Below are 13519 nucleotides of genomic sequence, written 5' to 3' on the forward strand. Positions count from 1 at the left end.
TCACATCCGGAAGACGCCGTAGCTGACCGGTTCCAGCGGCGCGTTCGCCGCGACCGACAACGCGAGCCCGAGCACCATGCGGGTGTCCGCCGGGTCGATCACGCCGTCGTCCCACAGCCGCGCGGTCGAGTAGTAGGGGCTGCCCTGCTCCTCGTACTGGCGGCGGATGGGTTCCTTGAACGCCTCTTCCTCCTCGGCGGGCCACTCGCCGCCGCGGCCCTCGGTCGAGTCGCGGCGGACGGTCGCCAGCACCGACGCGGCCTGCTCGCCGCCCATCACGGAGATCCGCGCGTTCGGCCACATCCACAGGAAGCGGGGCGAGTACGCCCGCCCGCACATCGAGTAGTTGCCCGCCCCGAACGAGCCGCCGATGATCACGGTGAACTTGGGCACGCGGGCGCACGCCACGGCGGTGACCATCTTGGCGCCGTGCTTGGCGATGCCGCCCGCCTCGTAGTCGCGGCCGACCATGAAACCGCTGATGTTCTGCAGGAAGACCAGCGGGATCGAGCGCTTGTCGCACAGCTCGATGAAGTGCGCGCCCTTCATGGCCGACTCGGCGAACAGCACGCCGTTGTTGGCGATGATGCCGACCGGGTGGCCGTGGATGTGCGCGAAGCCGGTGACCAGGGTGGCGCCGTACTCCTTCTTGAACTCGGCGAAGCGGCTGCCGTCGACGACGCGCCCGATGACCTCACGCACGTCGTAGGGGGTGCGCGAGTCGGTGGGCACCACGCCGTAGAGCTGCAGCGGGTCGACCGCGGGGGCCTCGACCTGGCGGGTCTCCCACGGGCGCGGGCTGCGCGGGCCGAGCGTGGCCACGATGTTCCGGACGATCGACAGGGCGTGCGCGTCGTCGTTGGCGAGGTGGTCGGTGACGCCGGACTGGCGGGCGTGCACGTCGCCGCCGCCCAGTTCCTCGGCCGTGACGACCTCGCCGGTCGCGGCCTTCACCAGCGGCGGGCCGCCGAGGAAGATCGTGCCCTGGTTGCGGACGATGACGGCCTCGTCGCTCATCGCCGGGACGTACGCGCCACCGGCGGTGCAGGAACCGAGGACGGCCGCGATCTGCGGGATGCCGCGCGCGGACATGGTCGCCTGGTTGTAGAAGATGCGGCCGAAGTGCTCGCGGTCCGGGAACACGTCGTCCTGCTTGGGCAGGAAGGCGCCGCCGGAGTCGACCAGGTAGATGCACGGCAGGTTGTTGTGCAGGGCGACCTCCTGCGCGCGGAGGTGCTTCTTGACCGTCATCGGGTAGTACGTGCCGCCCTTGACGGTCGCGTCGTTGGCGACGATGACGCACTCGCGGCCGGAGACCCGCCCGATGCCGGTGATGATGCCGGCGGCGGGGGCCTCGTCGTCGTAGAGCCCGTTCGCGGCCAGCGGCGACAGCTCGAGGAACGGCGAGCCCGGGTCGAGGAGGGCGTCCACGCGGTCCCGCGGCAGGAGCTTGCCGCGTTCCACATGCCGGGCACGCGCCTTCTCGGGGCCACCCGTCCGAGCGGTCGCCAAGCGCTTGCGCAGATCCTCGACGAGCTCCGCGTGGGCGGTCGCGTTACGGGCGTACTGCTCACTTCGCGGGTCCGCCGAGGTGCCGAGCACCGGGAAGTCCATGACCCTCCTCATCCGACGCCGAACCTGGTTAGTAGTCGTTAACGTTCGGGTCGATGTTAACCACTACTAACGTGCGATGTCCAGGTTCGGGAACACGAGGGTGTCGAATCGTGGTGAGCTCGTCCGACGTGGCAGTGAGAGACGAGGAGGACACCATGACCGCGACCTACACATTCGACGTCTTCACCAGCCTCGACGGCTTCGGCGCGGCCGGTGGCGACTGGACCGGCTACTGGGGCAAACAGGGTCCCGAGCTGCTGGAACGCCGTCTCGCCCTGTACGAGGAGGAACCGCGGATCGTCTTCGGCGCGAACACGTACCGGGTGTTCACGCAGATGCTGGCCGAGAGCACCGAGGATTCCGACGTCCGCGACCCGTGGGTGACCCGGATGCGGAACCTGCCGGCGACCATCGTGTCGTCCACGCTGCGGGAACCGCTCGACTGGCCGGACGCGAGCGTGGTGAGCGGCGACGCCGTCGACGTCATCAGGCGGCTCAAGGAGGAGTCGGAGGTGCCGTTGCGCTCGCACGGCAGCCTCTCGCTGAACCGCGCGCTGATGGCCGCCGGCCTGGTCGACCGCGTCCACGTGACGCTCTTCCCGGTGATCACCGCGAAGACCGGGCTGGACCCGATCTTCGCGGGCGGGGCCGACTTCGACCTGGAGCTGCTCGAGAGCCGGACGCTCGACGGCCACATCCAGGAGCTGATCTACCGGCCCGCGCTGCACGCCTGAGCGCGCGGCAGGGGCGGCCGCGCCACCCCTGCCCAGCTCAGCCCAGCGCCGCCACCAGCGAGGGGTAGTAGCCCTGCGCCTGCCCGGTCGCCGTCGGGTGGTAGGACTCGTCGATCGGGTAGGTCAGGCTGTGCAGCCAGGCGGCTCCGGAGCAGATCTCGTGCCCGGTGAACGCCGGGCGCACGTCCGCGAAGGTGAAACCGGCCTCCGACGCCTCCTTCTGGATCACCGAATCCAGCGCGTCGGCCCCGCTGTTGATGTACCCGCGGGAAGTGTCGGACAGCCCGACCGAGCAGGACCCGCCGATCTGGTAGAAGTGCGGGTACCCGAGCACGACCACCGTCGCCTCGGGGGCGCGGGACCGGATCTCCCCGTAGGTCTTCTCCAGCAGCCCGGGCAGGGTGCCGTTGACGAACGCCTTCGCGTTGTCGATCGCCGTCTTGCAGCCGGAATCGCCGCCGAGGATGCAGTCCTGCATGACACCCGCGAAGCCGGCGTCGTTGCCGCCGACGCTGATCGTCACCAGGTCGGTCGACTCCGACAGCGCGCTGACCTGGTTGTTCAGCACGTCCGAGGTCTTCGCGCCGGAACAGGCCCGGAAGTCCAGCGACGCCGAGGTCTGCCCGGCGTACAGCGCGGGGTAGGCGTTCGAGCTGCGCTTGCAGCTGGACGAGTCCAGGTAGTTCCCGGCGCCCACCCCGGAGGAGTAGGAGTCGCCGAGCGCGACGTAGTCGAGAGTGGCCGCGCCGGCCACCCCTGAGGTCAGGCCGATCGCGGCGAGGGCCGCGACGACGGTGGTTGCAAGCGATCTCAGCACAGCGGGGACCACCTTCCGTGAGCAATCAACTCAATGAACGATTACCAGGTGCATTGCTCACAAGGGAGCCCCTTTTAGTAGGCATTTCGGCTACCAACAGGTGACGACGGGCGGACGTTAGCGCTCGCTAACCTGACTCGATAAGATGTTCACGTGTCGACGAGTCCCACGCCGCTGGTCACCGGCGAGAAGGCCACCCGCCGCGAGGAGATCCTGAGCGCGGCCGCGGAGCTGTTCGCCCGGCACGGTTTCCACGGCGTCGGCATCGACGACATCGGCGCGGCCGTCGGCATCTCCGGCCCCGCCCTGTACCGGCACTTCCGCAGCAAGGACGCGATGCTCGGGGAGATGCTGAACTCGATCAGCCACTACCTGCTGGACGGCGGCACCGCGCGCGTGGACGCGACCGCCGATCCGGAGCAGGCGCTGGCGGAGCTGGTCGAGTTCCACGTCGACTTCGCGCTCACGCACCCGTCGCTGATCACGGTCCAGGAACGCAACCTCGCCAACCTCACCGACGCCGACCGCAAACAGGTGCGGGCCCTGCAGCGTCGTTACGTAGAGATATGGGTGAAGGTCATTCGCGACGCCGTCCCCGGAGTGGGGGAACGCCAGGCGCGCTCGGCAGCACACGCCGTGTTCGGGTTGATCAACTCGACGCCGTACAACCGCCATCTGGACGACGACGAACTGGCCGTCCTGCTGCGGCGCCTCGCCCTCGGCGCGCTGCAGGCCGCGGCGTGATCACCACGTCACTCGTTTTTCCCACTACCGTTGAACGCCTTTCCCCGGCTTTGATAGATCCCGTGACCTCCGACCGGCAGCAGCTGATCTCGCGGGCGCAGCGCGCCCTCGTCGCGATGCAGCTCGGCCGCGACGACGACGCGCTCGACGAGGTGGCCCCGTCGAGCCGGGACGAGACGCGCGAGCTGATGCTGCTCCTGTTCGAGGAGTGCAGCACGATGGTGAGCACGCTCGGTGACGGCGGCAGCGCCCCGGTGAAGGTCCAGGTGTTCGACGAGTCCGGCGAAGAGGTCTCGATCGACCAGGCCGACCCGCCGGTGCGCACCGCGGTCCGCACGCTGCTGGCGGAGGTGCACGGCAACGCCGAAGCGGCCGCGGAACAGGTGGAGATCGCGCTGGCCAGCGCCAACCGCGCGGAGGTGGACAGCCTGACGCTGCAGGCGCTGCGCTGGACGGTGCGGCTGTCGGCGGAATGCCTGGACCGGGACCTCCCGGTCACCGAGTGGATCTCCGAGGCGCTGACCTGATCCGTCAGTAGTGGTAGCGGCGCACGGTCTCCGGGTGGATGACGAGGCGGACCATGTCCTCGGCCGTGATCCCGGCGAGGTCCGCGGCGCGGGCCGGGTCGCCGAGGTCCCAGTAGCGGGCGGCCAGGCGGGCGCTCAGCTCCCCCGCGCCGTCCGGTTCCACCGTGACCCGGCCGGCGACCGACACCCAGCGCTCGCGTTCACCGACCGGCGCGGCGACCACGATCGAGGCGCGCGGATCGCGGCGCAGCTGCCGCATCTTGGGTGAGTCCGGGGTGGTGAACAGCTGGATCGTGCCGTCCTCGGTGGCCTCGAACCACACGGGCCGCGGCTGCGGCGGGACCGGGCCCGCGGCCACGGTCAGGAACCCGTGCAGGGGACGGCGGAGGAACTCGAGGTCGTCGGGGGTCAGCGAAGCGTCGCTCATGATCTCGAGTGAACACCGCGGGACCGGACGAGCACATGGCTGAGAGGCCGGATCACCTGTGTGATCGTCTAACCTCGTCGGCGTGGACGTGTTCAGCGATCTGATCCGCGGGGTGCGCGCCCACGGCTCGCTGTTCGGCAGCACGACCCTGTCCCCGCCCTGGAACCTGCACTTCGTGGACGGCGCGCCGCTCACCCTGTGCACCGTGCTCACCGGGGAGGGCTGGATCGTGCCGGAACACCACCGGCCCGAGCGCCTGCGCGCCCGCGAGACGATCATCGTGCGCGGGCCCGGGACCTTCACCTTCGTCGACGAGCCGGGCACCCGGGCCGAACCGGTCGCGTGCGGCGAGTTCTGCGCGACGCCCGAGCAGGGCGGGACCCGGTACCGGCGCGGCTGGCACGACCACGGCGACGGCGCGACGACGCTGATCGTCGGCGCCTACCCGGTCCGCGGCGAGATCAGCCGCCGGTTGCTGGACGCGCTGCCCGTCGTGCTGCGCGTGGGCGATGCCGGGGACACCGCCGACCCCGTGCTGGACCACCTCGCCGCCGAGGTCGCCGTCGACGCGCCGGGCCAGCAGGCCGCGCTCGACCGGCTGCTGGACTGGCTGCTGGTCTGCACGCTGCGCGAGTGGTTCGACCGGCCCGGCGGCGAGCCCCCGGCGTGGTGGGCCGCCCAGCGCGATCCGGTGGTCGGCCGCGCGCTGCGCCTGCTGCACGCCCAGCCCGCGGCGCCGTGGACGGTCGCCGCGCTGGCGGAGCGCACCGGCGTGTCGCGGTCGACCCTGGCCAAGCGGTTCGCCGGCCTGGTGGGCGAACCGCCGCTGACCTACCTGACCCGCTGGCGCATGACACTCGCGGCGGACCGGCTGGTGGCGCGGGAGGCGGCGACCATCGGCGAGATCGCCCGCTCCGTCGGCTACGCCGACCCCTTCGGGTTCAGCGCGGCGTTCAAACGGGTCCGGGGCGTCAATCCGAGCGAGTTCCGGCGCAGCCGGACCGCAGTCAGTGCAGCAGCGCCTTCACCAGCGCCGCCACCTGGGCCGTCTCGATCAGGAACGAGTCGTGCCCGTACGGCGAGGTGATCTCGGCCGCTTCCCCCGCGCCCGGGATGCCCGCCGCCAGCTCGTGCGCCTGCCGCATCGGGTAGAGGCGGTCGGAATCGACGCCCGCGATCACGCTGCGCGCGGTCACCCGGGACAGCGCGGCGCCGATCCCACCGCGGTCGCGGCCCACGTCGTGCGTGTTCATCGACCGGGTGAGCAGCACGTAGGACGCGGCGTCGAAGCGGCGCACCAGCTTGTCCGCGTGGTGGTCCAGGTAGGACTCGACCGCGTACCGGCCGTCGCCCAGCGGGTCCTCGGCGCCCTGCGGCAGCCGGCCGAACCGCTGGTCCAGTTCGAGCGAGCTGCGGTAGGTCACGTGCGCGATCCGCCGCGCCACGCCCAGCCCGCGGTGCGGCCCCTCGCCCGGTGGCGCGTCGTGGTAGTCGCCGCCGCGCCAGCCCGGGTCCGCCGTGATCGCGTGCAGCTGCGGCGCGGCCCAGGCGATCTGCTCGGCCGAGGACGCGGCCGGCGCCGCCAGCACCTGCTGCGCCGCGACCCGCGCCGGGAACGTCGCCGCCCACTCCAGCGCCCGCATCCCGCCCATCGACCCGCCGAGCACCGCCGCCCACCGCTCCACGCCGAGCTGATCGGCCACCACGGCCTCGGCCCGGACCTGGTCGCGGATCGTGATCCGCGGGAACCGGCTGCCCCACGTCCGCCCGTCCGGATCGGGCGACGACGGTCCGGTCGAGCCCTGGCAGCCGCCGAGCACGTTGGGCACGACGACGAACAGCTCGTCGGTGTCCAGCGCGCGGCCCGGCCCGATCAGGCCGTCCCACCAGCCGGGCGTGGGGTGGCCCGGCTCCGCCGCACCGGCGGCGTGACTGTCCCCGGTGAGGGCGTGCGCGATCAGGACCGCGTTGGAGCCGTCGGAGTTCAGCCGTCCCCACGTCTCGTACGCGATCCGGTACTCCGGCAGCGTGCCGCCGGCGTCCAGCCGCAGCTGTCGACCGGCGGCCCACTGCCGCCGTCCCGGTGGATCCCCCTCCCGCCACGCACCGGTCGCCGGCGGGAGATCCACAGTGGACGGATCCGTCACAGGGCCGCCTTGGCCGCCCGGAACCCGGCCTCCAGGTCGGCCTTGAGGTCCTCCACGCCCTCCAGCCCGACGGCCAGCCGCACCAGGCCCGGCGTGACGCCGCTGGCGAGCTGCTCCTCGGGGGTGAGCTGGCTGTGGGTGGTGCTGGCGGGGTGGACGATGAGGCTGCGCACGTCACCGATGTTAACCAGCTGGCTGTGCAGCTCGGTGCCGTCGACGAACTTCCGGCCCGCCTCGACACCGCCGCGCAGCTCGAACGACAGCACCGCCCCGGCGCCCCGCGGCAGGTACTTCTGCGCCAGGCGGTAGTGCGGGCTGGACGGCAGGCTCGCGTAGTAGACGCGCTCGACCTCGTCGCGCTGCTCCAGCCACTCGGCCAGGGCCTTGGCGTTGCCGACGTGCCGCTCCACGCGCAGCGACAGCGTTTCGATGCCCTGCAGGATCAGGAAGCTGTTGAGCGGCGCGATGGCCGCGCCGGTGTCGCGCAGGAGCTGGACGCGGGCCTTCGCCGCGTACGCGCCGGGCCCGAGGGCCTCCCAGTACTTGAGGCCGTGGTAGCTGGGGTCCGGCTCGGTGAAGCCGGGGAAGCGCTCGGGGTGCGCGCCGAAGTCGAAGGTGCCGCCGTCGACGAGCACGCCGGCGACGGTGGTGCCGTGGCCGCCGAGGTACTTGGTCGCGGAGTGCACGACGACGTCGGCGCCGTGCTCGATCGGGCGCAGCAGGTACGGCGTCGGGATGGTGTTGTCGACGATCAGCGGCACGCCCACCTCGTGCGCCAGGTCCGCGATCGTCCGGATGTCCAGGACGTCGCTGCCCGGGTTGGCGAGCGTCTCGCCGAAGAAGGCCTTGGTGTTCGGGCGGACGGCGGCCCGCCACTGCTCCGGGTCGTCCTGCTGCTCGACGAACGAAACCTCGACGCCCAGCTTCGGCAGCGTGTAGCGGAAGAGGTTGTAGGTGCCGCCGTAGAGCTTCGCTCCGGACACGATGTGGTCGCCCGCGTTGGCGACGTTCAGGATCGCCGCCGTGGTGGCCGCGGAACCCGACGCGAACGCCAGCGCCGCCACGCCGCCCTCGAGCGCCGCGACGCGCTGCTCCAGCACGTCCTGGGTCGGGTTCATGATGCGCGTGTAGATGTTGCCGGGCTCGGCGAGGCTGAACAGGTCGGCGCCGTGCTGGCTGTCCCGGAAGACGTACGACGTGGTCTGGTAGATCGGGGTCGCTCGCGCGCCGGTGGCCGGATCGGGGCTCGCGCCGGCGTGGATCTGCTTGGTCTCGAAGGACCAGGCCTGCGACTCGGTCATCGTCGTTCTCCTTGGTGCGTGGGCTGATCAGGGGCGCCGCGATCGAAGCTAGCCAGACCCGGCCAGGGCGCCCAACGGGTTCCACGGTGTGGATTCCTCTCGTTTGACAAATCTCTTAGTTGCTGAGATACTTTTTCCACGGGGATATTCACAGTGAAGGAGGAACCATGGAACGAGTCGACGTCCTGGTCGTGGGGGCCGGGCTGGGTGGCCTGTCCGCGAGCATGTTCCTGGCGCTCGAAGGCGTGAACGTGCTGACGGTGGAGCGACACCCGGGCACGTCGCTGCACCCGCGGGCGTCCGGGCAGACGCCACGGACGATGGAGCTGTACCGGTTCGCCGGGATCGACCAGAAGGTGCTCGGCGTCAGCGAGCGGGCTTCGCGGGGGTTGCGGATCACGGTGGCGTCCAGCCTGAACGGAACGGTGTTCCACCGGATCGTCGATGATCTCGACGAGTTCGACCTGAGCGCGGCGACCGCGGCGCCGTGGGGCATGGCGGGACAGGACGTGGTCGAGCCGATCCTGCTGGAGCGGGCGCGCGAGGCGGGCGCGCAGGTGCGGTTCTCCACCGAGCTGGTGTCGTTCTCGCAGGACGACGACGGGGTGACCGCGGTGCTGCGCTCGCGGGACAGCGGCGAGGAGACCAGCGTGCGGGCGTCGTACCTGGTGGCCGCGGACGGCGGGCGGGGGCGGATCCGGGAGGCGCTCGGGATCGGGACTTCCGGCGTCGGCACGATCTCGCGGTCGATCGGGATCGTGTTCGACGCCGATCTGGGTGACCGGCTGCTGCCCGGGGTGACGGACCTGTTCTACCTGCAGGGGCCGGAGTTCACCGGGGCGCTGGTCAACACCGACATCCCGGGGCGGTACGTGTGCTCGGTGGACGTGCCGGAGGGCGTGGACGCTCTCCCGGAGGAGCGGCTGGTCCAGTTGATCCGGGCGGCGACCGATCTGCCGGATCTGGAGCCGAAGATCCAGTGGACGGGCATGTGGGAGATGGCGGCGCGGATCGCCGACCGGTTCGCCGCCGGACGCGTGTTCCTGGTGGGTGACGCCGCGAAGGTCACCCCGCCGACCGGCGGGATGGGCGGGAACACCGCCGTGGGCGACGGGCACGACATCGCGTGGAAGCTGGCAGCCGTGCTCCGCGGCGACGCCGGGCCCGGCCTGCTGGACAGCTACGAGGCCGAACGCAAGCCGATCGCGGAGATGGTGGTGAACACGTCACTGCACAACGCCAAGGAGCGGTTGGTGCCGGACCTCGATCTGACCGGACTGGCCGAGCCGGTCGACCAGGTCGCGCTGACGCTCGGTTTCCGCTACCGCTCCGGCGCCGTGCTGGCCGAGGACGACGACGTCGTGGAGAACCCGGTGGAGCCGTCCGGGCGACCCGGGTTCCGCGCCCCGCACGTGCCCGTCGGAACGGGGTCCACGTGGGACTTCCTCGGGCACAGCTGGGTCCTGTTCAGCCCTGGCGGCTGGCGCGACGCGGTCTCGCAGGTGCGGGCGGAGACCGGGATCGCCCTGGAGTACCAGGAAATCGACGACCCGCTGTTCCGCGGCCGGTTCGGCTTGGGCGACGGTGGCGCCACCCTGGTCCGCCCGGACGGGATCGTGGCGTGGCGGTGCCCCGACGGCGCCGCCGACCCGGCCGGCACCCTGTGGGACGTCCTGGCCCGGGTGCTGAGCCGGTAGGGGGTCGCGTGCGGCCACGGCTCGTCCCCCGCCGGGACCAGCCGTGGCCGCCGCGGCTTGGCGATGGCTCGGCCCACCACCGAGCCGTATCCTGCGGAGGTGGTGTCCGTCCGCAGCGTGGTCGACCGGGTGGGGCCGACGTTGCTGCACGCGGTCCAGCTACCCGACCCCTGCCCGGCCGTCGCGGACGTGGTCATCGCCGAGCCGGGAGCATCCGCCCAGCTCGCGGCGGGCGATCTGGTCCTCGGTGTCGCCACCGGCGATCCGGACGCGGCGGTCGAGCTGATCGACCACAGTGCCGCCGCCGGGGCCGCCGCGGTGCTGCTGAAACCTCCGGTCGCCCGCAAACCGCAGGTGCGGCGGGCGGCGAAGGCGGCGGGAATCGCGCTCATCGAGGTTCGCGCGGCCACCGCCTGGGCGCAGCTGGTGTGGCTGCTGCGCACCGTGCTGGACGCGGCGGCCGAGGAACCCGAGTCCCTCGAAGGCGATCCCGGCTCCGGTGACCTGTTCCGGCTCGCGATCGCCGTCGCCGCGGTCGTCGACGCCCCGGTGACCATCGAGGACACCAACTCACGCGTGCTCGCCTACTCGGCGCGCCAGGACATCACCGACCCGGCCCGCGTGTCCACCATCATGGGCCGCCGGATCCCCGACGACGTGCTCGCGAAGTTCCGCTCCCGCGGTGTCTTCCGCGAACTGTCCCGCGGTCGCCAGACGATTTTCGTTCCCGCGCAACGGGATGGCACGCTGCCCCGGCTCATCGTGCCGATCCGGATGGGCGGCGAACTGCTCGGCTCGATGTGGGCGGTCGTGCGTGGCCCGGTGTCCGACGAGCGCGCCGCCGCGTTCGCCGACACCGCACCGGTCGTCGCGCTCCACCTCCTGCGCCGCCGGGCCCACGCGGACGCCCAGCGGCGCGCGTCGGCCGAACTGCTGCGTGCCGTGCTGGAAGGAAAAGCCGGGCCGCGCGCCGCGATCGCCGAGCTGGAGCTGACCGACGAACCGCACCGCGTGGTCGTCGTCGACACCCCGGGCGACGACGAAGGCCTGCGGCTGGCGCTGATGGAGCGGATGTCGCTGGGCATCGGCCGCCGTCCAATCGCGACAGAGCTCGGCGGGCTGCTGTACACCGTCGTGCCCGACGGCGCGGACTGGCCGTCGCTGGCCGATGCGTCCCGCGGCGCACCACGCGTGGCGGCCGGGAGCGCGGTGAAGATCGGCGAGCTGCCGCGGTCGCGCGCCGAGGCGGAGGAGACGCTGAGCCTGCTGCGCGCCGGTGTGATCGAGGGACCGTCCGGCAGCTTCGACGGCCTGTGGACGGCGCTCGCGTTGCACCGCACGGCCACCGCGGCGTCGGCGGCCGGCGTCGCCGGGCTCGGACCGCTGGAGCAGCTGCGCGAGTACGACCGGATCAACCGCACGGACTACGTCGAGACGCTCTACGAGTGGCTGCGCCATCCCGGCGACCCGCGGTCGGCCGCCCAGGCGTTGCGGATCCACCCCAACACGTTCCGGTACCGGATGCGGCGCGTGCTCGAACTCGTCCCGCTGGACCTGGACGACCCGGATGTCCGGTTAGCATTGCTGGTCCAGCTGGTCGCCGTGCGCTGGTCGTAGGAGGGGTTCGTGTTCGAGGGATCGGTTGCCGTGCTGCACCGCTGGCCGGTGAAGTCGTTGCGGGGCGAGGAGGTTCGCGCCGCGCGCTTCGACGAGCGGGGCATGGCGGGCGACCGGGCGCACGCGCTGGTCGACGGGCGGGAGAAGCGCCGGGGGAAGGTGCTGACGGTGCGCCAGAACCCGGCGATGCTCACCTGGGGTGCGGAGTACGGCGCCGACGTGATCGACCCGCCGAAGCCGCCGGTGCTGCGCGCGCCGGAGGGCCGGTCGTGGTCCTGGGAGGAGCCGGGGCTGGCGGAGGCGCTCGCCGCGTCGTTCGGCATGACCGTGGACCTGCGCGCGGCCGACGGGCAGCAGGACCGCGGCCCCACGGTGCTGGTCACGTTCGAGGCGTCGCTGACGGCGCTCGCGGCGGAGCTCGGCCGGCCGGTCGAACTCCACCGCTTCCGCCCGAACATCCACCTCATCGCGGACGCCCCGGCCTTCGCCGAGGAGGACTGGGCCGCCGGCAGCACGCTCGACGTCGGCGGCGTGTCGCTGGAGGTGACCGGCGAGCACGCGGGCCCGTGCATCCGCTGCGCGGTGCCGAGCTGGGACCCGTCGGGGCAACGGCGGTGGCCGGAGCTGCAGACCCACCTGATCGACCGGCACGCGAACAAGTTCGGCGTGATCATGCGCGTGACCCGCGCCGGGGTGGTCACTGTGGGGGACACCGCCTGGGCCCGCCCCACCTGACGACTGCGGAACCCACGCCCCGGAACGCGGAACTCGCGCGCCCGAACGCAGGACTCGCGCCCCCAAACGCGGAACTCGCGCGCCGAAACGTGGGACTCGCGCCCTGGAAGACCCACGCCCCGCAACGCGGAACCCACGCCCCGTAACGCTGAACTCGCAGCCCGGAACGCAGAACTCACGCGCCCGAACGTGGGACTCGCGCGGCGGAGCGTGGGACTCGCGTCAGACCTCCAGCAGCGTCTTGCCGATCGTCGCGCGGGATTCGATCGCTCGGTGCGCGTCGGCGGCTCGGTGCAGCGGGAAGCGTTGTCCCACAAGCGGTTTCACCCGGCCCGCGGCGGCCTCCGCCAAGACCCACTCCGTCGCGGCCCGCAGGTCGGCCGGGCTGCCCAGCGGGCCGCGGTGCAGCACGACGCCCCGGGACGAAGCCTCCTCCTCGGACACCGCCGTCCACGCACCGCTCGCCAGGCCGTAGCTGAAGTGCCGCCCACCGCGACGCACCAACCCGAACGCGGCCGCCCCCAGAGCACCGCCGACGCCGTCGAACACCACGTCCACAGGGCCGACCTGCGTGGCCCACTCCGGCCGCGTGTAGTCGACCACCTGGTCCGCCCCCAGATCGCGCGCCACCGCCGTTTTGCGCGAGCCCCCGGCCGCCGCGATCACCGTCGCGCCCGCGTTGCGCGCCAGCTGCACCAGCAGGCTGCCCACCCCGCCCGCGGCGGCCTCCACCAGCACCCGCTCCCCGGCCGACACCCCCGCCGCGCGGATCAGCGCCGTCGCGGTGCGGCCGTCGGCCAGCAGCGCCACCGCGTCGTCCAGCGCCACGCCGTCCGGCACGCGGAACGGCGCCGCCGCGTCCACCACGACCCGCTCGGCGTACCCGCCCGACCCGTTCAGGCTCGTCACCACCCGCGCCCCGACCAGCTCGGACGGCCCGGACAGCACCACCCCGCCGACGCCGTTTCCCGGGATCACCGGCAGCTCCGCGCGGAACGGCCCGGGCATCCCCGCCCGGAACTGCGTCTCGACGAACGTCGTGTTGGCGAACGTCACACCGATGAGCACCTGCCCGGGCCCGGGCACCGGATCCGGCGCCTCCCCCGCGACGAGCACCTCGGGCCCGCCGAACTCCTTCAACCACACCGCTCTCATGACG

Annotated in this window: 13 protein-coding genes; 7 read left to right on the top strand and 6 right to left on the bottom strand. The window is 72.2% G+C overall.

Features of this window, described 5'->3' with window-relative positions:
* Window positions 1-1614: a carboxyl transferase domain-containing protein gene (locus tag D0D28_RS12850; protein WP_116110728.1), complete on the bottom strand. Its 1614-nt coding sequence runs from the start codon at window positions 1612-1614 to the stop codon at window positions 1-3.
* Between the two features lie 155 nt (window positions 1615-1769).
* On the opposite strand from D0D28_RS12850, the gene D0D28_RS12855 reads away from it, so the two are divergent.
* A complete protein-coding gene (locus D0D28_RS12855; RefSeq protein ID WP_094008604.1) occupies window positions 1770-2348 on the top strand; it encodes a dihydrofolate reductase family protein in 579 nt (192 codons plus the stop codon).
* 37 nt (window positions 2349-2385) lie between these two features.
* Here the strand turns inward: D0D28_RS12855 and D0D28_RS12860 are convergent, their stop codons facing one another.
* Window positions 2386-3165, bottom strand: a complete 780-nt coding sequence (locus D0D28_RS12860) for an SGNH/GDSL hydrolase family protein (protein WP_094008603.1) — start codon at window positions 3163-3165, stop codon at window positions 2386-2388.
* Window positions 3166-3318: 153 nt separating this feature from the next.
* On the opposite strand from D0D28_RS12860, the gene D0D28_RS12865 reads away from it, so the two are divergent.
* Complete coding sequence (locus tag D0D28_RS12865) at window positions 3319-3909, top strand: SACE_7040 family transcriptional regulator (RefSeq protein ID WP_094008602.1); 591 nt, start codon at window positions 3319-3321, stop codon at window positions 3907-3909.
* 116 nt (window positions 3910-4025) lie between these two features.
* Window positions 4026-4436: a hypothetical protein gene (locus D0D28_RS12870; RefSeq protein ID WP_369806848.1), complete on the top strand. Its 411-nt coding sequence runs from the start codon at window positions 4026-4028 to the stop codon at window positions 4434-4436.
* 4 nt (window positions 4437-4440) lie between these two features.
* On the opposite strand, the gene D0D28_RS12875 is transcribed toward D0D28_RS12870, so the two are convergent.
* A complete protein-coding gene (locus D0D28_RS12875) occupies window positions 4441-4863 on the bottom strand; it encodes a pyridoxamine 5'-phosphate oxidase family protein (protein WP_094008600.1) in 423 nt (140 codons plus the stop codon).
* An 82-nt stretch (window positions 4864-4945) separates the two neighbouring features.
* Between D0D28_RS12875 and D0D28_RS12880 the strand changes: the two genes are divergently transcribed.
* Entirely contained in the window at window positions 4946-5950 is a 1005-nt protein-coding gene (locus tag D0D28_RS12880; RefSeq protein WP_116110729.1) for an AraC family transcriptional regulator, read from the top strand.
* Here D0D28_RS12880 and metX read toward each other — a convergent pair.
* Window positions 5871-6992 carry a homoserine O-acetyltransferase MetX gene (gene metX / locus D0D28_RS12885; protein ID WP_116110730.1) on the bottom strand — a complete coding sequence of 374 codons (1122 nt, stop codon included), beginning with the start codon at window positions 6990-6992 and terminating at the stop codon, window positions 5871-5873. The two genes, D0D28_RS12880 and metX, sit on opposite strands and share 80 nt — an antisense overlap.
* 14 nt (window positions 6993-7006) lie before the next feature.
* Window positions 7007-8311 carry a bifunctional o-acetylhomoserine/o-acetylserine sulfhydrylase gene (locus D0D28_RS12890; RefSeq protein ID WP_094008597.1) on the bottom strand — a complete coding sequence of 435 codons (1305 nt, stop codon included), beginning with the start codon at window positions 8309-8311 and terminating at the stop codon, window positions 7007-7009.
* Window positions 8312-8478: 167 nt separating this feature from the next.
* Between D0D28_RS12890 and rdmE the strand changes: the two genes are divergently transcribed.
* From rdmE to D0D28_RS12905, 3 genes are all read left to right on the top strand, one after another.
* Window positions 8479-10008, top strand: a complete 1530-nt coding sequence (gene rdmE / locus D0D28_RS12895; RefSeq protein ID WP_116110731.1) for an aklavinone 12-hydroxylase RdmE — start codon at window positions 8479-8481, stop codon at window positions 10006-10008.
* 99 nt (window positions 10009-10107) lie between these two features.
* Window positions 10108-11625 carry a PucR family transcriptional regulator gene (locus tag D0D28_RS12900; protein WP_116110732.1) on the top strand — a complete coding sequence of 506 codons (1518 nt, stop codon included), beginning with the start codon at window positions 10108-10110 and terminating at the stop codon, window positions 11623-11625.
* 9 nt (window positions 11626-11634) lie between these two features.
* Window positions 11635-12360 (top strand): MOSC domain-containing protein, encoded by a 726-nt coding sequence (locus D0D28_RS12905; RefSeq protein ID WP_116110733.1) that lies wholly within the window; start codon window positions 11635-11637, stop codon window positions 12358-12360.
* Between the two features lie 222 nt (window positions 12361-12582).
* Here the strand turns inward: D0D28_RS12905 and D0D28_RS12910 are convergent, their stop codons facing one another.
* Entirely contained in the window at window positions 12583-13515 is a 933-nt protein-coding gene (locus tag D0D28_RS12910; protein WP_116110743.1) for a zinc-binding dehydrogenase, read from the bottom strand.
* Window positions 13516-13519 lie beyond the last annotated feature (4 nt).

The sequence above is a fragment of the Amycolatopsis ruanii genome (genome assembly GCF_003385175.1).
GTDB classification, from domain to species: Bacteria; Actinomycetota; Actinomycetes; order Mycobacteriales; family Pseudonocardiaceae; genus Amycolatopsis_E; species Amycolatopsis_E thermalba.

Bases quoted from the DNA above. Each gene is read 5' to 3' on its own strand.
- rdmE (WP_116110731.1), top strand. From the start codon at position 8,479: ATGGAACGAGTCGACGTCCTGGTCGTGGGGGCCGGGCTGGGTGGCCTG.
- D0D28_RS12855 (WP_094008604.1), top strand. From the start codon at position 1,770: ATGACCGCGACCTACACATTCGACGTCTTCACCAGCCTCGACGGCTTC.
- D0D28_RS12910 (WP_116110743.1), bottom strand. From the start codon at position 13,515: ATGAGAGCGGTGTGGTTGAAGGAGTTCGGCGGGCCCGAGGTGCTCGTC.
- D0D28_RS12875 (WP_094008600.1), bottom strand. From the start codon at position 4,863: ATGAGCGACGCTTCGCTGACCCCCGACGACCTCGAGTTCCTCCGCCGT.
- D0D28_RS12890 (WP_094008597.1), bottom strand. From the start codon at position 8,311: ATGACCGAGTCGCAGGCCTGGTCCTTCGAGACCAAGCAGATCCACGCC.
- D0D28_RS12870 (WP_369806848.1), top strand. From the start codon at position 4,026: ATGCAGCTCGGCCGCGACGACGACGCGCTCGACGAGGTGGCCCCGTCG.
- D0D28_RS12850 (WP_116110728.1), bottom strand. From the start codon at position 1,614: ATGGACTTCCCGGTGCTCGGCACCTCGGCGGACCCGCGAAGTGAGCAG.